At 44.9% G+C, this 21,218-nt stretch carries 15 protein-coding genes; 9 read left to right on the top strand and 6 right to left on the bottom strand.

Going from position 1 to position 21,218, the window contains the following annotated elements; all coding sequences use genetic code 11:
- Positions 1-54 precede the first annotated feature (54 nt).
- Positions 55-1,770 (top strand): serine/threonine-protein kinase, encoded by a 1,716-nt coding sequence (locus DYADSP32_RS20360; RefSeq protein WP_149241041.1) that lies wholly within the window; start codon positions 55-57, stop codon positions 1,768-1,770.
- Positions 1,771-1,773: 3 nt separating this feature from the next.
- Here DYADSP32_RS20360 and DYADSP32_RS20355 read toward each other — a convergent pair whose 3' ends face one another.
- Entirely contained in the window at positions 1,774-2,433 is a 660-nt protein-coding gene (locus DYADSP32_RS20355; RefSeq protein WP_149241042.1) for a phosphatidylserine decarboxylase family protein, read from the bottom strand.
- 191 nt (positions 2,434-2,624) lie between these two features.
- Positions 2,625-5,972: a preprotein translocase subunit SecA gene (secA, locus tag DYADSP32_RS20350; RefSeq protein WP_149241043.1), complete on the bottom strand. Its 3,348-nt coding sequence runs from the start codon at positions 5,970-5,972 to the stop codon at positions 2,625-2,627.
- A 346-nt stretch (positions 5,973-6,318) separates the two neighbouring features.
- Here secA and DYADSP32_RS20345 point away from each other — a divergent pair, with 346 nt between their 5' ends.
- From DYADSP32_RS20345 to bshC, 6 genes are all read left to right on the top strand, one after another.
- Positions 6,319-6,549, top strand: coding sequence for a PspC domain-containing protein (locus DYADSP32_RS20345; RefSeq protein ID WP_149241044.1), 231 nt, complete (start codon positions 6,319-6,321; stop codon positions 6,547-6,549).
- 216 nt (positions 6,550-6,765) lie between these two features.
- Positions 6,766-7,944, top strand: coding sequence for an acetyl-CoA C-acyltransferase (locus DYADSP32_RS20340; protein ID WP_149241045.1), 1,179 nt, complete (start codon positions 6,766-6,768; stop codon positions 7,942-7,944).
- A 107-nt stretch (positions 7,945-8,051) separates the two neighbouring features.
- On the top strand, positions 8,052-9,056 hold the full coding sequence (locus DYADSP32_RS20335) for a glycosyltransferase family 2 protein (RefSeq protein WP_149241046.1): 1,005 nt from the start codon (positions 8,052-8,054) through the stop codon (positions 9,054-9,056).
- Positions 9,053-10,165, top strand: a complete 1,113-nt coding sequence (locus DYADSP32_RS20330) for a glycosyltransferase (protein ID WP_149241047.1) — start codon at positions 9,053-9,055, stop codon at positions 10,163-10,165. Before DYADSP32_RS20335 ends, DYADSP32_RS20330 begins: the two co-directional genes overlap by 4 nt.
- Before the next feature lie 208 nt (positions 10,166-10,373).
- Positions 10,374-12,188, top strand: coding sequence for an acyl-CoA dehydrogenase family protein (locus tag DYADSP32_RS20325; protein WP_149241048.1), 1,815 nt, complete (start codon positions 10,374-10,376; stop codon positions 12,186-12,188).
- Positions 12,189-12,467: 279 nt separating this feature from the next.
- The gene (gene bshC / locus DYADSP32_RS20320) at positions 12,468-14,018 is read left to right on the top strand and encodes a bacillithiol biosynthesis cysteine-adding enzyme BshC (protein WP_149241049.1); all 1,551 of its coding nucleotides are present in this window, start codon (positions 12,468-12,470) and stop codon (positions 14,016-14,018) included.
- Positions 14,019-14,032: 14 nt separating this feature from the next.
- On the opposite strand, the gene DYADSP32_RS20315 is transcribed toward bshC, so the two are convergent.
- The 3 genes from DYADSP32_RS20315 to DYADSP32_RS20305 all read right to left on the bottom strand — a co-directional run bounded on the left by DYADSP32_RS20315 (position 14,033) and on the right by DYADSP32_RS20305 (position 16,346).
- The gene (locus DYADSP32_RS20315; protein ID WP_414617926.1) at positions 14,033-15,067 is read right to left on the bottom strand and encodes a hypothetical protein; all 1,035 of its coding nucleotides are present in this window, start codon (positions 15,065-15,067) and stop codon (positions 14,033-14,035) included.
- On the bottom strand, positions 15,039-15,635 hold the full coding sequence (locus DYADSP32_RS20310) for an anti-sigma factor (protein WP_149241050.1): 597 nt from the start codon (positions 15,633-15,635) through the stop codon (positions 15,039-15,041). Before DYADSP32_RS20310 ends, DYADSP32_RS20315 begins: the two co-directional genes overlap by 29 nt.
- Before the next feature lie 147 nt (positions 15,636-15,782).
- Positions 15,783-16,346 (bottom strand): sigma-70 family RNA polymerase sigma factor, encoded by a 564-nt coding sequence (locus DYADSP32_RS20305; RefSeq protein WP_149241051.1) that lies wholly within the window; start codon positions 16,344-16,346, stop codon positions 15,783-15,785.
- A 301-nt stretch (positions 16,347-16,647) separates the two neighbouring features.
- Here DYADSP32_RS20305 and DYADSP32_RS20300 point away from each other — a divergent pair, with 301 nt between their 5' ends.
- Both DYADSP32_RS20300 and DYADSP32_RS20295 read left to right on the top strand, forming a co-directional pair.
- On the top strand, positions 16,648-17,871 hold the full coding sequence (locus DYADSP32_RS20300; RefSeq protein WP_149241052.1) for a 4-hydroxy-3-methylbut-2-enyl diphosphate reductase: 1,224 nt from the start codon (positions 16,648-16,650) through the stop codon (positions 17,869-17,871).
- A gap of 42 nt (positions 17,872-17,913) precedes the next feature.
- On the top strand, positions 17,914-18,720 hold the full coding sequence (locus tag DYADSP32_RS20295) for a Fic family protein (protein ID WP_149241053.1): 807 nt from the start codon (positions 17,914-17,916) through the stop codon (positions 18,718-18,720).
- Between the two features lie 15 nt (positions 18,721-18,735).
- On the opposite strand, the gene DYADSP32_RS20290 is transcribed toward DYADSP32_RS20295, so the two are convergent.
- Positions 18,736-21,135, bottom strand: coding sequence for a TonB-dependent receptor domain-containing protein (locus DYADSP32_RS20290; protein WP_414617925.1), 2,400 nt, complete (start codon positions 21,133-21,135; stop codon positions 18,736-18,738).
- Positions 21,136-21,218 lie beyond the last annotated feature (83 nt).

Here is a 21,218-nt window from a genome sequence, read left to right as displayed (position 1 = left end):
CGAAAAGTCGCTTTCCAATTCAAAATATTTGAATAACAATTAATTCCTACTATCATGCTTGGCCGTACTATTCAAAACTATCGTGTTGAGGAACTTCTGGGAGAAGGAGGAATGGGCACAGTCTACAAGGCATCCGACACGATTCTCCGTCGCCCTGTGGCGATAAAAATGCTACACCAGCATCTGATACGGGACACCACTTTCATGGACCGCTTTCGGAATGAGGCTATTCTTTCCGCACAGCTCAATCACCCCAACGTCACCACACTTTATAATTTTTTGCAGGACGACCACGACAGTGTGATTGTCATGGAGTTGGTTCACGGCATTACGGTCGAAAAGTTTTTGAAACAGTACGGCCAACTACCAACAGATACAGCCATTAAGATCGTGATTCAAACCCTGGACGGTGTGCAACATGCCCACTCCCGCGGAATTCTGCATCGCGATATTAAAGCGGCAAACCTGATGCTGACGCCCGAAGGCTCCGTCAAGCTTATGGATTTTGGAATTGCGAGGTTACAAGGCAGTACACGCCTCACCCGGGCCGACAGGGTTGTGGGTACGCTGGAATATATGGCCCCGGAGCTTCTGAATGGCGCCGAACCATCCGTCCAATCCGATCTGTACGCGATCGGTGTACTGCTTTATGAACTGCTCTGTGGCAAAATGCCGTTTGAATCGTCGACTGATATTACCCTGATCAGTCAGATACTCACCAAAAAACCCATTTCACTACGCAGCAGAATACCGCATTTGCCCCAGTCGCTTGAGACCATTTTAGACAAACTCCTGCAAAAAAATCCGGCGAAAAGGTATAGATCGGCCAGTGAACTGCGAAATGCGCTGATTTTGATCACACCAGCGGGTAATCTGGACGCGAAGCTTTTCAACACCACTCCCAAGCCGGTACCGGCAACACGTGTCACCAATCAAAAAATTGAAAAGCCACCTGTAAATCCAACAAGGCTTGCCCAAGTTGGGCCTGAGGAAAAGCCCTCTGTATGGCTGAGCCTCAGAAATAACATGTCGAGCCTTGAAGGAAAAATTCTTTTAGGCTCGCTGCTATTCGCAAGCACTATTCTCGGGGTCTGGTCATTTTCGGGACCGAATACAGCAACCGGAGAGGGCGACTCTACGGTTGTACAACCCAAAGTTTCCAAATCAGATTCTTTGGCAGGCACGCCATCCATCCACAACAAAATTTCCGAGGATATCAGCCCGGCTGTATTTCAGGAAAAGGATGTTCCCAAACCACTTGAAGAGATCCCCGCCGAGCCTGTTCCCGAGCCCGTCACAAGAAGGAAGAAAGAAATGGTGGTGGCAAAACCAAAGCCAATCGTAGAAGAACAATCCCCTGCACCACCCGTTGAAGAAAAGAAAGAGCCTGGAAAAGTATCCAGAAAAACGACTATAGAACTTAAGGGAGAAACATTTTCTGCGGAGCTGAGCCAGCCCATTTCCACAGAATCGAATTATGCCGGTCAGACAATCTGGTTGCGGGCGACAACTTCTGTGCAGGTTAACGGTACCACGGTAATCAGGAGCGGTGCGCGGGTCCGTGGAAAAATCGAAAAGGTGAACAGCAAGGCTACTAACAAAAGAGCCGGTTTATGGTTTCACACTGAAGCCGCGGAAGCCGTAGATGGCCAGTGGATCCCTGTGTCGTACAAATGGGACGACACAGCCTTCCATGCGCTGGAATTAAAACAGGGAATGGTTTTGAGGAAGATAAGGACTGTGAAGGGGACGGTAAGTTTGGTGCACTAAACGCTACTTCAACTCTGCCAACACCGTCACACTCCCAACCGTCTTATCCTGAAGATTAACTTTAATTTCCGCGTCCAAAGGAAGGAAAATATCCACACGAGAACCGAATTTGATAAAACCCATTTCGGTACTTTGTTCCACTTTATCACCCTCTTTCACGTACCAGCGAATGCGACGCGCCGCTGCCCCGGCTATTTGGCGGAACAGCACATCAATACCTTCTTTATTTCTGATCACCACAGTTGTGCGCTCATTATCGGTACTGGATTTGGGATGCCAGGCTACCAGATATAACCCGGGATGGTATTTAAAATACTGGATCACGCCACTTATCGGATTCCAGTTGATGTGCACATTCAACGGCGACATGAAAATACTCACCTGACGCCTTGGGCCTTTAAAATATTCACTTTCTACCACTTCTTCTATGACAACCACTTTCCCGTCACAAGGCGCTACGATCTGCGTGTCACTTTTATGAACCACTCTCGATGGTACCCTAAAAAATTGCACAACCAGAAAGAATACTACGACACTGCCAATCAAGACCAGTCGTGGAATCCAATAGCCATCAGGCAAAAGATAATTGATACCTAAGTTGATCAAAACCAACACGATAGCTGTAACCAGCATGATGACATATCCTTCTCTGTGCAATTTCATATATGGGTAATTTCGTTTGCGACGCTCTCTAAAAATACAAATATCGCATAATTACTGATTTCGTGTCAAACAAAGAGCCCTGCTGATCCAATTTAGAAAAGCAGGGCTCTTGTCAAATATGACCGTCCTAAATAAAAATTTAGCTGTTTTTGTCCTTTTATTTCAAAAAAAGAAGGCTTAACTCCAGGATATTATTCGATAACCACACATTCCCCATTCTTCACTTCCTGCTCCACCTTTTTATACTTTACGTCACGCAAAATCCTGCCGTCACGATATTGCACGGAAACCTTTTGATTTCTGTCAGCAATTTTGATGGCACGAACGGGTTGAGCTTTTGTAGTGGATTCCATCTGGCGTGCATATTCACCGGGTCCATCCGTTTCAGGTTCATAGTCCTCCTCACGGTTGGTATGCAACGCAGGGGCAGCGGGAGCCGGACGACGTAAATTTTGTGGTACCGCTGTTGCCGGCGCTTCCTCTTCACGCGGAATCTCGGCTTTCATCAGAAACGAGATCATGTCAAAATTAACTTTGCTTAGAAACCGTTTGAAAAGCTCAACAGACTCAAACTTATATATCAATAAAGGATCTTTTTGTTCGAAAACAGCATTCTGAACAGACTGTTTCAAATCATCCATTTCACGAAGATGTTCTTTCCATTCCTGATCAATGAGTGAAAGCACGATCGCTTTTTCCATCTCCCGGGTAATTTCAGCACCTTCGTTTTCAATAGCCTTTTTCAGATTAACGACAATACCTGTCTGACGGATACCATCACTGAACGGGATCATGATCTCAGTAATCGTTGCACCTCTCTCTGCATGGATCGATCGCAGAATAGGCAAAGCATTTTCTGCTACAGTTTTATTTTTTCCCTGATAACTCTTTTCCGCGGCTGCATAAAGTTGCTGTGACCGCTGGTTGGGTTTCAGTGAAGCATATTCGGTATCGCTGAAAGGCAATTCCATTCCAAGCGTTGTAATCGCTGCAAGCTCCAATTCGGCATAGTTGCCGGTAGTGGCAGTCAATTCTTCGCATACATCGAACAAAGTGTTGGCGATATCAACGGCCAAACGATCTCCGAAAAGCGCATTGCGACGACGCGTATAAATGGCATCACGCTGGTAGTTCATCACGTCATCGTATTCAAGAAGACGCTTACGCATGCCAAAGTTGTTTTCCTCAACCTTTTTCTGCGCACGTTCGATGGATTTGGTGATCATGCCACTCTGAATTACCTCTCCTTCTTCCAGCCCCATGCGATCCATTACCTTCGCCATACGATCGGAACCGAACAAACGCATCAGGTTATCTTCCAATGAAACAAAGAATTGAGAAGAACCCGGATCCCCCTGACGTCCTGAACGACCTCTTAACTGACGGTCGACGCGCCGGCTCTCATGACGCTCCGTACCGATGATCGCCAAGCCTCCGGCAGATTTTGCATCCGGAGTAAGTTTGATATCCGTACCACGACCTGCCATGTTTGTAGCGATCGTAACGGTACCGGGCTTACCCGCTTCTGCAACCACCTCAGCTTCTCTCTGGTGCTGCTTGGCATTCAAAACCTGGTGCTGGATCTTCCGCAACGTAAGCATGCGGCTGATAATTTCTGAGTTTTCAACGGATGTTGTACCCACCAATACAGGTCGTCCGGCTTCTACCAGCTCTACAATTTCGTCTGTGACCGCATTGTATTTTTCACGAACGGACCGGTATACCTTATCTTCCTCATCCTTACGAACCAAATTAACATTTGTAGGAACAGAAACCACATCCAGTTTGTAGATTTCCCAGAATTCCCCTGCTTCGGTTTCGGCTGTACCGGTCATCCCGGCCAGCTTATGATACATCCGGAAGTAGTTCTGTAAAGTAACGGTAGCGTAGGTTTGTGTGGCATCTTCTACGCGCACACTTTCCTTCGCTTCAATCGCCTGATGCAAGCCGTCGGAATACCGGCGACCATCCATAATACGACCTGTTTGCTCATCAACAATTTTCACTTTGCCATCCATGATCACATATTCCACATCTTTCTCAAAAAGTGTATATGCTTTCAAAAGTTGGTTAACAGTATGTATACGAGCAGTTTTTACAGAATAGTCACGAATCAATGCCTCCTTCTGAATTACACGCTCCTGTTCAGTCATGGATAAATCCTTTTCTATGGCGTCCAGATCAACGGCTATATCGGGCAGGATGAAGAAATTGGTCTGATCCGATTCCCCGGTCAGAAAGTCAATTCCCTTTTCGGTAAGTTCAATACTATTGTGACGCTCGTCAATGGTAAAATACAAAGGAGCATCAGCTTCCGGCATCAGCTTCTGGTTCTCGGCCAAATGTATCGATTCCGATTCCTGCATCAATTGTTTGATACCGGACTCACTCAGGTATTTGATCAATGGCTTGTACTTCGGCATACCGCGGTGCGCACGAAACAGGGATAAGCCTCCCTCCTTTTTGTCCCCGGCGGTGATTTTCCTTTTTGCATCATTGAGAAAATCCATGGCCAGCTTTTTCTGAGCCTCTACGATTTTCGCAACACGTGGTTTCAGTTCCAGATACTCCTGCTCATCCCCACGCGGTACCGGCCCGCTGATAATCAATGGGGTACGTGCATCATCAATCAACACCGAATCCACTTCATCCACCATGGCATAATGATGCTTGCGTTGGACCAGCTCTTCGGGTGTGCGTGACATGTTGTCACGCAAGTAATCAAAGCCAAACTCGTTATTTGTTCCGTAAGTAAGATCGGCCTTGTAAGCGTTACGACGCGCTACCGTATTAGGCTGATGACGGTCTATACAATCTACGGACATCCCGTGGAATTCAAACAAAGGTGCGTTCCACTCCGCATCACGCTTGGCCAGATAATCATTGACTGTTACAATGTGTACACCTTGTCCGGCCAGTGCATTCAGAAACGCGGGTAAGGTTGCCACCAGCGTTTTACCTTCACCTGTCGCCATTTCCGAGATTTTGCCCTGATGCAGTACAACCCCGCCAATCAGCTGAACGTCGTAATGAAGCATGCTCCACTTGATCGGCTGGCCTATTACATCCCAGGTACTACTCCAGTAAGCCTTATCGCCTTCTATGGTCACATGCGATTTTTTTGAGGCAACTTCACGGTCAAAATAAGTGGCGGTAACTTCCAGCCGGTCATTTTCCTTTAATCTGCGAGCGGTATCCTTTACAATAGCAAATGCTTTCGGAAGAATCTCCAAAAGCACCCGTTCCAACTCTTTATTACGATCTAATTCCAGCGCATCAATTTTCTTAAAAATCGCCTCCTTTTTATCCACGTTGGGCTCGTCAGCTGCCTGCTGACGTAAAGCGCCAATTTGCTCATCTATGGATTTCAGCTCAGAAGCAATTTGTGCTTTAAGCCCTTCAGATTCTGCCCGGAGCTGGTCATTGGTTAAAGAAGCCAATAAGGCGTATTCGGCATTGATCTTCCCTACATAGGGCGTCAATTCCTTTAAATCGCGTTCCGCCTTAGTACCAAATAGCTTCGAAAATAATTTAAACATGAGCTTATATATATGTTTTTTATCGTTTTTTCTGTAAAAATATTGCGCCTACCACCACCATACGTGCCAGATTGGCAGCAAAACGCTCATTTTAAACGCAAAGGTAATTCTTTACCAATAGTTATCAGCAAGATGAAGGATAATCCTGGGGAAAGTCTGATGTTATTGATAACGAAATCCAGCTGTTGTGCATTGCAGTCGAATTAATGGTTGTCTACGAGTCCACTTCTTCATCAAAAAAAACCATTTCCCTAACCAAAACACCATTCATAACAATTCCGACTAAGCTACCAGGTATTACATAGTACCTTTGAATCAATAATAACAACAAAAAAAGAAAATAGCCATGAACAACAATAGATTATTCCGCAATACAGAGAACAAAATGATTGGCGGTGTAGCCGCAGGTTTGGCAGAATATCTTCAGATTGATGTCACCATCGTCCGGGTGCTTTTGGTGCTTGCGTTTTTTATACCCAAGCCATTTCCACTTGTCCTGGTGTATATTGCTCTATGGATTGTAATGCCCGACAACGCCAAACGGCCGAAAGCACTTGAAGAAGGCCATGCCGTGTAGAGCATGGAGCTCGGGGCAAGGCCACATCGAAAATTTTAATCAGAACTTACTGGTATTTGCAAACCCACCGAAAACGAATTCGGCGGGTTTGTTGTTTTGCTTTTAATTATTAATTTTACAGATAGTATGCAGGCATACTATTTTTTATCTCCATACGAGAACAGAAATGTAAATCTGCAGCCCATTTCTTTGACCCAACAAAACCATCATTAAAATATGAACGCATACATTGTCGCCGGATATCGCACAGCAGTAGGAAAAGCCACGCGTGGTGGATTTCGTTTTACCCGTCCTGATACACTGGGTGCCGAAGTAATCAAACACTTGCTCGAGAGCTTACCAAATCTCGATCCGGCGCGGGTGGATGATGTGATTGTCGGAAATGCCGTTCCGGAGGCCGAACAAGGCATGCAGATGGGAAGATATGTAGCTTTACTGGCCCTCCCAAAGAACGTTTCCGGTATCACCATCAACAGATACTGTGGCTCTGGGGTAGAAGCCATCGCCATGGCCGCAGCCAAAATTCACGCCGGAATGGGTGAGTGTATTATTGCTGGCGGCACCGAATCGATGTCGATGGTGCCCACGATGGGTTGGAAAACGGCCCTCAACTACGACATTGCCCATACCAATCCGGATTATTATCTCAGCATGGGACTTACCGCTGAGCAGGTTTCAAAAGACTTTAATATCAGCCGTGAGAAACAGGACGAATTTTCGTTCCAATCGCATCAAAAAGCATTAAGAGCTCAAAAAGAGGGATGGTTTGCAGAGGGTATTGTACCCGTCAAGGTACAGGAAACCTACTTCGACCCAATTTCAGGCAAGAAAAAGACAAAGGAGATGACTGTGAGCCAGGATGAAGGTCCGCGAGCCGATACAACGGTAGAAGCCTTGGGTAAATTGAAACCGGTGTTTGCCGCCGGAGGATCCGTTACGGCAGGCAATTCTTCGCAAACTTCCGACGGGGCTGCTTTTGTGATGGTGATGTCCGAACGGCTGGTGAATGAGCTGGGCCTCAAACCCATCGCCCGCATGCTATCGTATGCCACAGCGGGCGTAGATCCACGCATTATGGGCATAGGGCCGGTTGCTGCCATTCCCATAGCATTGAAGCAGGCAGGCCTGAAACTTGGAGATATTGAACAGATTGAGCTTAATGAAGCTTTTGCAGCCCAGGCGCTTGCGGTGATGCAGGAGCTGGATATTAATCCGGAAATAGTTAATCCGAACGGCGGGGCCATTGCGCTTGGACATGCACTGGGATCCACCGGAGCAAGATTATCGGTGCAACTATTGAATGAAATGCGACGCAGAAGTCAAAAATATGGTATGGTTACCGCTTGCGTCGGCGGCGGGCAGGGTGTTGCCGGCATATTCGAAAGGCTGAATTGATCCGTTAACTAATTACGCTACAAATATCGGAGAGTCTCTGTTGAAGATATGCAAGTCTTCGGCAGAGATTCTTTATTTTTGCCCCTTTCATATTGCACGGCCTATTCATGGATGTATCCATCATTATCATAAATTATCGCACACCACAACTGATTATCAATTGCTTAACTTCTATTTTCAAATTCACGACCGGAATATCCTTCGAAATTATCGTGGTTGACAATGATTCGGATAACGGAGAGGGTCATTTGGTGAGGGAGAAGTTTCCTTCGGTCAAGTGGATTGACATGGGTTATAATTCAGGATTTGGGAGAGCCAATAATCAAGGTATGAAGGTTGCCAAAGGTAGATATTGCCTGATTCTGAATGCCGACACGTTGGTTACTAACAATGTTGTGGGCGACTGTGTAAAACGAATGGATGAACGGGCGGATGTCGTTGCTTGCGGTGCGTTACAATATGACGCAGCCGACTCACCGATGCCTTTCTACAAGAGCTTCAATGAATTCAGAAGAACCTTCTTCGTCCTGCCACCCAGTGCTTTTGTTGAAAAACTTTTACTATCTCTATTCCCGGAACCGGTCTATGCCGACCCAGACCAACACGATTGGCTTGTGGGCGCTTTCATGTTTGTGAGAAAATCAGGATTTGATAAGACAGCTGGCTTTGACGAGGATTTTTTCATGTATGCCGAAGATGTCGAATGGTCGGGAAGGTTAGCCGCATTGGGAAAGCTGTGCTACTTTAAAGATTTCACTTTCGTACATTTGGAAAACGACAATCCATTTCGAAGGACCCGCATTTCCTGGATAAACAGGTTTAGTACACAAATGCAGGTCTCCAATTATTTGTGGATACGAAAGCAGTATGGCGTACTGTCTTATCTAACTTTAATGCTGCATACCCTTTTGATGATACCGGTTATTTTTATCTGGAAAATGTTATTGAATTTGGCAAAATCAGGCAACCCCTTTAAAGAACTTCAAACGCAGATCATATTTACCAGAAAAACCCTAGTCACACTTCGTTATTTCTGGCCCACACTGTTGAATAAAAAAATACTCTATCAGATCAGCCCAAAAGAAAACATAGACCTGCTTACTAAGCCATGAAACCAAAACGCCGAATTTTATTTTTTACTCCCTACGCCACCCGTACCGGATCAGAAATGCTGATCTATTACATCCTTAAGTATCTCGACAGAACAAAGTTTGATGCCGGGCTGGTTTGTTTTGCCAAAGGTGAGCTACTTCACGATCTTCCCAAGGACGTTCCAGTCTTTTATGCCCCCAGGAATTTCTCGCTGACGCAAAAAGTAGCGTTTCACCTGGGACTTCATCCTACCACAATTGCGCTAAAAAAAATCTCTAAACAGTTTAAGGCAGATTTATGGTATGTGAATACCGTGATGCTGGCCGATGTAATAAAGATTGGAAAACAGTTGCAGATTCCTGTAATTTCTCACATACAGGAATTGTCCACCATGTACTCACAGGTAAGCAGATCCGACTTCAAAACCATTGTGGATGACTCCGATATGATTATTGGATGTTCCGATATTGTGTGCCGCTGTATGAAGGAATCGGGAAGCAGACGCGTGGAAAGGCTGTATAACTTTGTGGACCTGAAAGAAATAACACCTGATGAAAAACGTATTCAGGAGGTAAGAAAAGAGTGGGGCGCCGAACCCGACGATTTTGTATGGATCATGTCCGGTACCTCCTCTGAGCGGAAGGGATTTGACCTCCTTCCGGACATTGCCATGCAGATTCCCAAAAATTCCAAAATCCACCTTGTATGGGTGGGCAAGTTAAGTGACGACGGCCTGGTGTACTGGACAGAACAAAGATGCAAACAGGTTGACCATGTGAAAATCCATTTAATCGGAGCAAAGAAAGAGGACTATTATTCTTATATGGCCGCCGCCGACGGCTTTATGCTGACCTCTCGGCAGGAACCCTTCGGAATGGTTCTGGTAGAAGCAGCCTGGCTGGGCAAGCCCATTGTCTCTTTCGACAGTGGTGGCCCCACGGAGTTTATAACCCCTGAACTGGGAACCATCGTTCCTGACCTCAACATTCCGTTGTTTGTCAAAAATCTGCTGGACTGGACCGAAAACAAACAGATAAAGTATGATTTGAACGCCGCTCGTGCCAAGGTACAGGAGTTTGATGCGGAAACAAAAGTTGCTGAGTGGCAGCGTATTATTGACAGTTTTTAATACAAACCAAGACTTCCCACAGGTCCGATTTAGAAAAGGATAATCAAGACTGTAAGACAAGCTAAACCTGATTTAAAAAGTACTGAAATCATTCTGATGTTTTATCATTAGTATGCTTGCATAATATTATGAAACAGAATATATTTGCAAATAATAGTATGCTTGCATACTATATTAAAATTCTACATTCAAAAAGATCCTGTCCACCATGGCTGTTGCAGAAGAAAAAAAAACGACAATTAAAGGAGGCGAATTTCTGATTAAAGAAACACCTGCTTCGCAAATATTTATTCCCGAAGAATTTAATGAGGAGCAAAAAATGATTGCTGATACTTGCCGTGACTTTCTGCGTGCGGAGGTTTGGTCAAGGCTTGATGAGATAGATAAAGCCTCTGGTCCCGATCTGATGTCCTCGTTGATGGACAAAGCAGGTGAACTTGGACTGATGGGAACTGTGGTACCCGAAGCGTACGGCGGTTTTGGAATGGATTTCAACACCTCCATGCTTGTGGCGGAAGCAACCGGAGCCGGCAATTCCTTTTCCGTTGCACTTTCGGCACACACCGGAATCGGTACACTCCCGATCCTGTACTATGGCAACGAAGATCAAAAGAAAAAATATCTTCCCAAACTAGCCTCCGGAGAATTTAAGGCTGCCTATTGTCTTACCGAACCGGATTCGGGATCGGATGCAAATTCGGGTAAATCCAAGGCCAAATTATCGGGTGATGGAACGCATTATGTGATCAACGGCCAGAAAATGTGGATTACAAATGGCGGCTTTGCAGATGTGTTTATTGTTTTTGCTAAAATTGAGGAAGACGGAGCAACCGACAAAAACCTGTCCGCCTTTATCATCGAAAAGACGTACGGGGGCATAACAATGAATGAACCCGAACATAAAATGGGTATCAAAGGATCGGATACCCGGCAGATATTCTTCAACGATTGCGCTGTTCCGGTTGAAAACTTACTATCCGATCGTGGAAACGGCTTCAAAATAGCTGTAAATATCCTGAACATCGGGCGTATTAAGCTTGCAGCAGCTGCGCTGGGTGGTTCAAAAATGGTAGCCAAGCAGGCGATTAACTATGCCAACGAGCGTAAGCAGTTTGGCACATCAATTTCAAGTTTTGGTGCTATAAAACATAAATTGGCCGAAATGGCCGTGCGTATGTTTGCGACCGAATCCGCAGCTTACCGCGTGGGCCAGAATATTGATGACCTGACGTTGTCCTTACAGGAAAAAGGCATGAGCGATGGAGACTCCAAACTGAAAGCACTGGAAGAACTGGCCATCGAGTGCGCGATCATGAAAGTGCATGGCTCTGAGGTTTTGGATTATGTGGTCGACGAGGGTGTTCAGATATATGGTGGCATGGGCTTTTCGGCAGACGCCCCTATGGATCGTGCCTATCGGGATAGTCGGATCAACAGGATTTTTGAAGGCACCAATGAAATCAACAGGCTTCTGGTGGTGGATATGATATTAAAAAGGGCCATGAAGGGGCAGCTGGATGTGATGGGCCCGGCGATGGCCGTTGGAAAAGAGATCATGTCGATTCCTGATTTAGGCAGTGAAGACGAAGGCGGACTGTTCACAGCAGAGAAAAAAGTGATTAAAAACATGAAAAAAGCCGTGTTGATGGTGGCCGGTGCTGCTGTTCAAAAATTCATGATGAAACTCTCAGAGGAGCAGGAAATCATCATGAATGTGGCGGATATGATTATTGAAACCTACGCAGCCGAATCCATTATCCTTCGTGTAGAAAAACGTATAGCCCTGCTAGGCGAAAATGCCAATTCGCTTCACAGGGACATGGTACAGGTATATTTGAATGCAGCGGTGGAAAAATTGAACAACTCAGGACGCTCGGCTATCACCAGTTTCGCGGAGAGCGACGAACTCCGCGTGATGCTAATGGGCCTCAAACGATTCACTAAGATTGAGCCATCCAACCTCAAAGACGCACGTCGCCGCATTGCTGATGAATTGATCACTAAAAATGACTATTGCTTTTAGATTATCATTTAAAGAAATAAAGGATACTTAATCGGTGTCGGAAAAGATATCTCAGGTGCATAACCTGCGCAACTAGAAACCAATAATTTGGGAAAGCCGGATCTGAGTCAGATCCGGCTTTTTTGTTAGACGCCCGAATACCCATAACTTGTCGAATAAGAATGCAAATGCCTTTTTGCAATCCTGAACTTTCGCGTTATTTGTTCGGTTTCCTTGAAACAATCTTGTCAAACGATTTAAACGTTGGAATCCATTCTAACTACTGAAAAACTACCTTTCATGACTGTTCATTCTGTGGATTTGCACGATACAGGACAATTTCCTGCCCTGTTACTCGATTATCTGGATCAAAAACCTTCACTTAATGCATTTTATAATGAATACCCAAGCATCAAAAATGCAGGCAAAGTCATTGCAGAAAGAGAGCAATTTGATCCGGTGAAACGCAAAACACTGGTACAGGTTTTAGAGAAACAATATGATAAGATTTTGTCCAAGCCTGATTTTTCTGCGCTACTGGGTAACAGAACTTTCACAGTAACCACCGGGCACCAGCTTAATATATTCACAGGCCCGCTATACGTTATCTATAAAATTGTAACGACCGTAAATTTGGCCAGGGCGCTTCAGAAGGCTTACCCTGAATACCGGTTTTTGCCTGTATACTGGATGGCTACCGAAGACCATGATTTTGATGAAATAGCTTCCCTGCACGTGTTTGGCCAAACTCACAAATGGCTAGGTGCACACACAGGAGCAGTGGGACGTCTTAACCCGAAAGAACTCGAAAAAATAGCAAAGCAGCTTCCCGAGCAACCTACACTTTTTGCAAGAGCCTATGCCGAAAACGAAACATTAGCCGATGCAGTGCGATGTTATATGCACGAGTTGTTTGGTAAAGATGGATTAATATGTCTCGACGCAGACGATGCGGATCTGAAACGACATTTTCTTCCGGTGATTAAGGAAGAACTTCTTACGCCCAGGTCGGCGAATCTGGTAGCACAAAATACAGAGAAACTAGCCAGCCTCGGATACCATACGCCGGTAAGTGCCCGGGAAATCAATCTGTTTTATTTAGAGGGTAGTTTACGCGAGCGAATCGTTTTCGATGGTGACGTTTACAAGGTTTTGAATACAGACAGATCTTTTTCCAAACAAGAAATTATTGCTCTGGCCGACGCGCACCCTGAGTATTTCAGCCCGAATGTGGTGTTAAGACCTTTGTATGAAGAGATTATATTACCCAACCTCGCCTACATAGGCGGACCATCGGAGGTTCCTTACTGGATGCAATTGAAAGGTGTCTTTGATGCCTATGCTGTTCCCTTCCCTATGCTTATTCCGCGTAATTTTGCGATTTACGTTAACAAGCACCAACAACAAAAAATCGAAAAACTGGATATTACCTATCAGGACTTGTTTTTGGATGAAGTTTCATTGCGTAAAAGCTATGTAGAAAGTCATAGCAGGAACACATTGAACCTAGATGATGAAAAACAGATCTTCGACGCAATGTTTGCTACGATTCTCGAAAAAGCGGTTGCCATTGATAAAACGATGGATGGAGCTGTGAAAGCGGAGCAAACCAGACTGTTGCATTTACTTGAACACTTAGAAAACCGACTCAGAAAGGCCGAAGAACGGAATTATGCCAGCGAGATTGATCAGCTTTTAAGTCTTAAAAACAAATTGTTCCCGGGTGGAGTAGCCCAGGAACGCTATGATAACCTGCTTTCATTTTACACCCAAGACCCTGATTTCATCAGCAATTTATTCAAGGTTTTCGACCCACTGGATTTCCGCTATAATGTGCTGATCGAAGCGTAAACAAGGTAGTTTGATCACTCTTTTAGTTTAACATCGCCGTACCTGGAATTTATTGTAATCTTCGTTCCGGAGCCAGTACCTACCTTGCCCTGATACTGCTTCACCCGTTGGGAAGACACTGACGGTTGCATTGAAAAGTTAACATCCTGAGGATAGGTAAACTTGCCGTAAGTCACGGTCACGTTAAACTGGCTGGCGTCTCCCGGAATCACTACGGAGGAGTAGGCCGCCTGAATATCTACATTTTCTGAGGAATTTGTCAATTCATTGATTTTAAAGCTTCCAGAATAGTTTAGTCTGATCTTCCCGGTTCCACGCATGGTACCAATTTTTGCCCCGGAGTAATTTATATCGGCATCCAGATTATTGATATCACCGATGCTAAGAGGGCCAAACTTATTATTCAACAGGAGTTTATTGACATGATCAACCTGTAGCGTGGAGTACTGGCAATCCAGTCTGCCACCATCCATTTTCCCTATTCGGGCATTCCCATACTGTACATCTATCTTATTTTCAGCGTTTTCCAGATGATTGGCAGAGAAAGTTCCATAACGTGAATCCACGGTAAGCGGAGCAACGAATGATGGGATGTCGGTGTCGCCAAACTGATTTTTAACAATCAATGGATTTTCTTTTGGCATATAAACCGTGTAATCAATTTGAATAAAATTCTTATCTCCTTTCCGGTTATTCCACAAGTTTCGTCCAAATTGGGCTTTATCAATATTCGTGGTAAGCGTAATCCCATTCCTGACCCTTTTTTCATCAATGGCAACGGCATTTAAATACTGTGCTGCCTGGTTATCGCTGGGTGCATTGGCGGTAATGACAATTTCAACCCGGATGTCCTTCTTTGCCCAAAGATTCACCTTGACCTGGCCATACTGGTTATCCACTGTTAACAAATCCGGATCCCTTACCTCAAAAATCTTGACGATGTTCCTTCTTTTCTCCACCAGGCTTTTAGGATCAGGATCACTGGCACGGGAGGCCAGGGGAACAGATAAAATGATAAGACTATATAACAGGTGCTTGATCGCTTTCATGGTTTTTTGTTGCGTTGTTAAAGCGCTGAAGAATGATTAACTGTTGATTAAGTAAATCCACCTGCAGTTGCAGATTCTGGATCATTGCCTGGACCAGCGCTTCCTTATTGGGAGCACTCCCCAGGTCCGACTTCAGTTTTTGGTAACTGCTTTCCAGACTATTCAGATCCGCCGAGAAATCCTTATATAGTTCCGGATTATCCTTGGCCAATCTGATGATTTCATCCCTTTTTTCATCAATCACAACCGTATACTCATTGAATTGTTTCGCATAACCAGGCGCATTGAGCGCTACGCCCGGGTCGCGGGTGACACCATATTGTTGATTGAGGAAGAAAAGGTAGCCTACACCCAGCGTGAGTAAAATGAGTGCTGCGATCCGCCAGTCGAAGAACGGGTTATTCGGCTGCCGCAATATTTTCGCAGGAGTTGAGGCGGAGGGCTCTGCCGGAATCTGTGCTTCGATACGATCCCATAATGAATCCTGTGGCAAGAAAGTATCAAATCCATCCCTATTATCACGCACAAACCTCTCCAGACGATCTTTTTTATCAGAAGACTTTTTCATTGAATCATAAACTTGTAAAGTGTAAAAATTTGTTTCAAATGATTGTTCGCGTTTACGTTTATATCCTCCCTTTTACTTTAAACCTAATTCTCACTGATCCGCATGCGCCACCAGGCCGAATGAATTTTCCGCCCTATGGGTTTATTTTCATTGGGCCAGCATTTCAGTCAATTTGCGTTTGGCGCGCATATATTGGGTCCTAGAGGTGGACTCGCTGATCCCCAGCACCTCCCCTATTTCCTCGTGGTCATACCCTTCGAACAGGTAAAGACTCAACACAACGCGGTAGCCATCCGGCAGTCTGAGCATGGTACGTTTTACCCTTTCCACTTCCAGACTTGTATCGCTCTCATCCCAGCCATAGTAATCATCAGAACGTTCACTTTCCTCGATTTTCTCCTGGAATTCATCCATCTCAACCCACTGCATTTTTCTGCTCCTGACATGATTAATTGCCTTATTCACCACAATCTGTTTCAGCCAGGCGCCAAATGTTGACTGCTGCCTGAATTGGTGCAGATTGGTAAATGCATCCACAAAAGCCTCTTGCAGAGCGTCCTCTGCTTCACCGTTATGGTTCAAAATCCTCATGCAGATGTTAAACATAGCCTTGGAGTAATTCTTATAAAGCTCATACTGAGCTTTTCGCTCACCGAGTTTACAACGCTCCACCAGTTCGACATGCTTGTCGGTGTAAAATTGTGTTTTCAAAAAGAAGGCTTAGATTTTGAACGTTCTGTGTAAATGACTGCTCATCATTCACATATGTTGCACCAATCCTGAAATAATTTTCAAAAAACTTCGTAAGAACAAAGTCCCATCCGCGGTTGTTGCTAAAAACGGAAGGGTTATCTTTACGGGGAATATTGTTTTCCCTTTATATTCAGATTCAATGTAGGCATTTTTTTCATCTGGATTAACGGCTTAGAGGACAATAAAATAGGTAAAACCGCCTACCTAATCTGGCAGATTGCGCAAAAGTTAAAAGCCATAAGCTTATCAGCTCAAAACCATGAAAACGTTTAATATCCCTGATTTTTACCGTAGCCGTATTATTTCGCCCATTAAGGAGTTTCGTCGCAAAAACGACAAGCTCAAGCGCGATTACACACCCACGGTATTGGATTTTGGGCCCGTACAGTTTTTGATCGCACGGCACTTTGGTTTTTGTTATGGTGTCGAAAATGCGATTGATATCGCTTACAGAGCCATAGCCGAAAACCCTGGAAAACGGATTTTTTTGCTTAGTGAAATGATCCACAACCCCGATGTAAACCGGGACCTGACCGACCGGGGTGTTCGTTTTATTATGGATACCAAAGGCAGGCAGCTTATACCCTGGGAAACATTGACCCCGGAAGATATTGTGATCGTACCGGCATTTGGCACTACGATCGAAAACCAGAGCAAACTCAGCGAGCTTGGTATCAATTCCTACATATATGACACCACATGTCCTTTTGTAGAAAAAGTATGGAACCGCGCCGCTCAGATAGGTCAAAAAGAGTATTCAATTGTCATTCATGGAAAGCCCTTTCATGAAGAAACCCGGGCTACGTTTTCTCATAGTAAGGAGAACGCGCCTACCATTGTGGTTGAAAATATGGAGCAGACGCTCCTGCTGGGCAAATACATTACCGGCGAACTTCCTGCCAATCAGTTTTCTGCAGATTTTGAAGGTCAGTTCTCAGAAGGTTTCGACCCGGCATCCGACCTTTCCCGCATTGGTGTTGTGAATCAAACTACGATGCTGGCTTCGGACACACAGGGGATTGCCGATTACCTGAAAAATGTAATGATCCGGCATTACAATCTGAAACCGCATGAAGTAGAAGAGCGCTTTGCCAACACCCGCGACACCTTGTGTTATGCCACCAACGACAACCAGGATGCAACCTACGCTTTGCTTACTCACGACGCCGATCTGGTGGTTGTAGCGGGTGGCTATAATAGCTCCAACACTTCACATCTGGTTGAGCTTTGCGAAACAAAATTTCCTACCTATTTCATCGAATCGGTAAATAAGATACTGGATAGGCAACTGATCCGGCACTATAACCTGCACCTGAAGGAGGAAGTGGTTACTGAAAATTACCTTTCTTCCCAAACACCCGTCCGAATCATGCTAACCTGCGGTGCATCCTGCCCTGATGCAGTTGTAGAGGGTATCCTGATTCGTTTGCTTTCCTTTTTTGACGGAGCAAAGAAGGTTGAAGAAGTTATGGTCGGGTTTTAATACGCCTGTTGAAATTACAAATAATTAACGGAAATGAACGGCATGGAAACGCTTGAACAGCTTACCCTCCAACATCAGTCAATCACTCAAGGTATGATTGATTATGTCAAGCACAACCAGTATGCCATCTCTCACCATTCCACTGTAATAGAAGGAAATACCTTAACTGAAATTGAAACACAAGTTTTCCTGGATGAAGGCTTAACCGCAAAAGGGAAACCCTTAATGCATCACCTAATGGTGAAGGATCACCTGGCTGCGCTGCAATTTGTAGTTAAAAAGTCACTTGAAAAATCCATGCTCACGGTCCCATTCATCCAGGAAATTGCATCACTGGTGATGAAGAACACAGGAACAGTTTACAATACTGCCCTCGGTTCTTTTGATAGTTCCAAAGGAGATTTCAGGCTGCTGAATGTTTCTGCAGGAATAGGAGGTAAAAGTTACCTGAATTACAGCAGGGTTTTCAAAGCAATGACCTATTTATGCAATGATGTCAATAAGCAATTAGTAGCCAGACTTTCCACAGCGGAAGTAAACGATTTAGCATTTCTCCTGCATTACCAATTCGTAACCATTCATCCTTTCGCCGATGGGAATGGACCTACCGCCAGATTATTAATGCACTACATTCAAGCCTGTTACAACCGTCCATTAACAGTTATGCTATCTCAAAACAAAACGGAGTACATCGGTGCGCTGATGGCTACCCGCGAAAAAGAAGACATCACAATCTTCCTGGATTTCATGAGAAAGCAACATATTGATTATCTGGCAGAGGAAATTGCCCGACTGCAGCCTTCTGCCAAGACCACAAAAAATATTGGAGGGGTAGGCCTATTTTTTTAAGCCGATATCACCACCTCACCCACCTTGTTTTGCGTTTTTCTGATCGTCATTATTGATCTTCCGTCCACTGCCACCTTTAAACATACCTCCAAATTCCCAATTGAGCGAAAGCCTTACAGTCCGGAGAAGATACTGGCTTTGCTCCCTGGCAATAAAACCCGAAGATCTGACGACCTCGGTTTGCTTGATGTAATTGTTGAAGGGACTCACAGTTGTAAAGCTAATGGTAAGCCTGCGGGCAGGCAGTTCCTTTTTGGCCGAAAAACTGTAATACAACCTTGAAGTTTTATATCCCTGAAGAGACACACTCTGCGCATCGTAATCACCGTACACCTGGACACTGTAATTATTTGGCAATTTCCAGCTGCTGTTGATATTAATGCCCCAGGCGGTTCCGCTGTTGCTAATGCTTAAAGCCTGGCTCTCAAATTCCGCATAGCGCAGATTGGCATTACTGTTTATTTTCCAGCCTGGCACCACGGTAAAGGAAGTAGAAAGATTTAAACCATACTGCTCATTTGAGGCGAGATTTTGCTTAGTGGTCGTTGCGATGCCAGCCGTATCAACAGTTATAATACTTTCAATCGAATTCCCCGTTTTTCTACCATATAAGGATACGTTCACAAAAAGATCCGAATTCGTTTGCAGCGCATAGGTAAACTCAACCTGATTTACTTCCTCTGGCCTGAGGGAAGGATTTCCAATGACAATGTTATTAGGATTTTGGGTGTCCTTATTTGGATTCAGATCCCATATGGATGGGCGTGATATACGTTTTGTGTAGCTTAAAGTTAAATTATTGTTTGCGTCCAGCTTTTTGAAAAAAGTAGCACTTGGCACAAAGTTCCAAAACTGATTGCTAAACGATGCGGCGAGAGTACGCTGATTACCTTCTAAAAACGTACCCTCCATCCTGGCGCCCGCGTGAAGTGCCCAGCCACCGGCCCATTTAAACTTTACCTGACTATATGCAGCCAAAACATCCTGTTTGTAATCAAACTGGTCGGACCTTGCCTGAACAGGTATCAACAGCTCGGGTGTCGCCTGTTCACTTGCTGAAACATTGAATGTACTTCCTACATTTCGTAAAATTGCCTTCATGCCACTTTCCAACGCATGTTTCCCAGACTTTGAAAAAGGCAGAATGTAGTCTCCCTGAAATGTCCACTCACTGTTTTTGGTGCGATTGTTATTAATTTCCCGATATATCAACAGATGTTCGGTGTCCGTTTGAGATGCGTTGTAATTGAAATCGTCCTGCGAACGATTATGCTGGGCCATGAGGTAAAGCTCCTCCCCTGGTTTTCTGAATTTATGGGTATAACCCAGATTGAAATCAAGTCCCTTATTCGGCGCTTTGGTTTTAACGGACTGCCTGTATTCCTCGATGAGATCCCCCGCTGACGAATATCTGCGGTTACGTTGTTCACTATTTTGAGGCCAGTTCCCTAACCAGCCATTCAAAGAAAAATTGAACAGATTCGACGAATCCGCGGCATACTCTACCTGCAGATCGCCGGAGCCGTGCGGCTTGGCATTGTCCCTGATCATATCCTGCTGGATTCGCCCGCCTTCCTGCCCGCTTTCAAGTGAAACCCTGTCCAGACTTACCAACTCTTTGTTTCGGAAACGGTGCATGTGGAGCGTCGATGTTACGTTCCATTTGTCCCGGTTCATCGTAAAACGAGGGTTAATGGCCTGTTCCATATTTCCGATAACCGTTTCCAATGTCCCGCTTGTACTTTGATTTCCTTTTTTTGTGATGATATTGATTACCCCGGCAGCGCCTTCCGCATCGTAACGCGCCGAAGGACTCGTGATCACTTCAACCGATTTGATTGAACCGGCAGGCATCATATTCAATGCATCCCCAGGGCTACGTGCCATCTGTCCCGAGTATTTCCCATTGATGAGAATGCGGAGATTAGAGCTGCCACGCATAGTTACGTTTCCAGCTGCGTCCACATTGAGAATGGGTGCTTTGCGCAGTACATCCGCTGCCGTGCCTCCGTTATTGCTGATGTCCTTTTCAGCATTGTAGATCAGCATGCCGGGTTGTTGTTCCACAAGTTGTTTGCTACCGGTAATGGTGACAGTTTTAAGCTGGGTACTCTCAGATTTAAGGGCAATCGTACCAAATTCAAAAACGGATGAATTTTTTATTTCGAAAGGAATACTCTTTTGCTGATAGCCCACAAAAGAGAGATTAAGAAAGAATGATCCGACATGAACATCAGCAGACTTAAATATTCCATTTTCGTCGGAATACGTTAATGCAATTACTTTTTTCTCGCTGTCCAGAATACTGATGGTAGCAAACTCAATCGGTTTTTTTGAATTCGAATCTAAGAGTGTACCCTTGATCATAAATCCAGGGACGGTCTGAGCACCGACGAATCCCTCACCTGCAAGCATGAGTAAACAAGAAAAAATTAGACAGAAAATATATTTTGTTTTGATTTCCATGGCGTAAAGATATCGCCGCGTGCAGAACCTGC

Origin of the sequence: Dyadobacter sp. 32 (genome assembly GCF_902506755.1) — a bacterium.
GTDB lineage: Bacteria > Bacteroidota > Bacteroidia > Cytophagales > Spirosomataceae > Dyadobacter.
Note: the sequence above shows the minus strand (reverse complement) of the source record. Positions and strands in the feature narration are given on the sequence as shown.

Bases quoted from the DNA above. Each gene is read 5' to 3' on its own strand.
- DYADSP32_RS20360 (WP_149241041.1), top strand. From the start codon at position 55: ATGCTTGGCCGTACTATTCAAAACTATCGTGTTGAGGAACTTCTGGGA.
- DYADSP32_RS20355 (WP_149241042.1), bottom strand. From the start codon at position 2,433: ATGAAATTGCACAGAGAAGGATATGTCATCATGCTGGTTACAGCTATC.
- secA (WP_149241043.1), bottom strand. From the start codon at position 5,972: ATGTTTAAATTATTTTCGAAGCTATTTGGTACTAAGGCGGAACGCGAT.
- DYADSP32_RS20345 (WP_149241044.1), top strand. From the start codon at position 6,319: ATGAACAACAATAGATTATTCCGCAATACAGAGAACAAAATGATTGGC.
- DYADSP32_RS20340 (WP_149241045.1), top strand. From the start codon at position 6,766: ATGAACGCATACATTGTCGCCGGATATCGCACAGCAGTAGGAAAAGCC.
- DYADSP32_RS20335 (WP_149241046.1), top strand. From the start codon at position 8,052: ATGGATGTATCCATCATTATCATAAATTATCGCACACCACAACTGATT.
- DYADSP32_RS20330 (WP_149241047.1), top strand. From the start codon at position 9,053: ATGAAACCAAAACGCCGAATTTTATTTTTTACTCCCTACGCCACCCGT.
- DYADSP32_RS20325 (WP_149241048.1), top strand. From the start codon at position 10,374: ATGGCTGTTGCAGAAGAAAAAAAAACGACAATTAAAGGAGGCGAATTT.
- bshC (WP_149241049.1), top strand. From the start codon at position 12,468: ATGACTGTTCATTCTGTGGATTTGCACGATACAGGACAATTTCCTGCC.
- DYADSP32_RS20315 (WP_414617926.1), bottom strand. From the start codon at position 15,067: ATGAAAGCGATCAAGCACCTGTTATATAGTCTTATCATTTTATCTGTT.
- DYADSP32_RS20310 (WP_149241050.1), bottom strand. From the start codon at position 15,635: ATGAAAAAGTCTTCTGATAAAAAAGATCGTCTGGAGAGGTTTGTGCGT.
- DYADSP32_RS20300 (WP_149241052.1), top strand. From the start codon at position 16,648: ATGAAAACGTTTAATATCCCTGATTTTTACCGTAGCCGTATTATTTCG.
- DYADSP32_RS20295 (WP_149241053.1), top strand. From the start codon at position 17,914: ATGGAAACGCTTGAACAGCTTACCCTCCAACATCAGTCAATCACTCAA.
- DYADSP32_RS20290 (WP_414617925.1), bottom strand. From the start codon at position 21,135: ATGCTTGCAGGTGAGGGATTCGTCGGTGCTCAGACCGTCCCTGGATTT.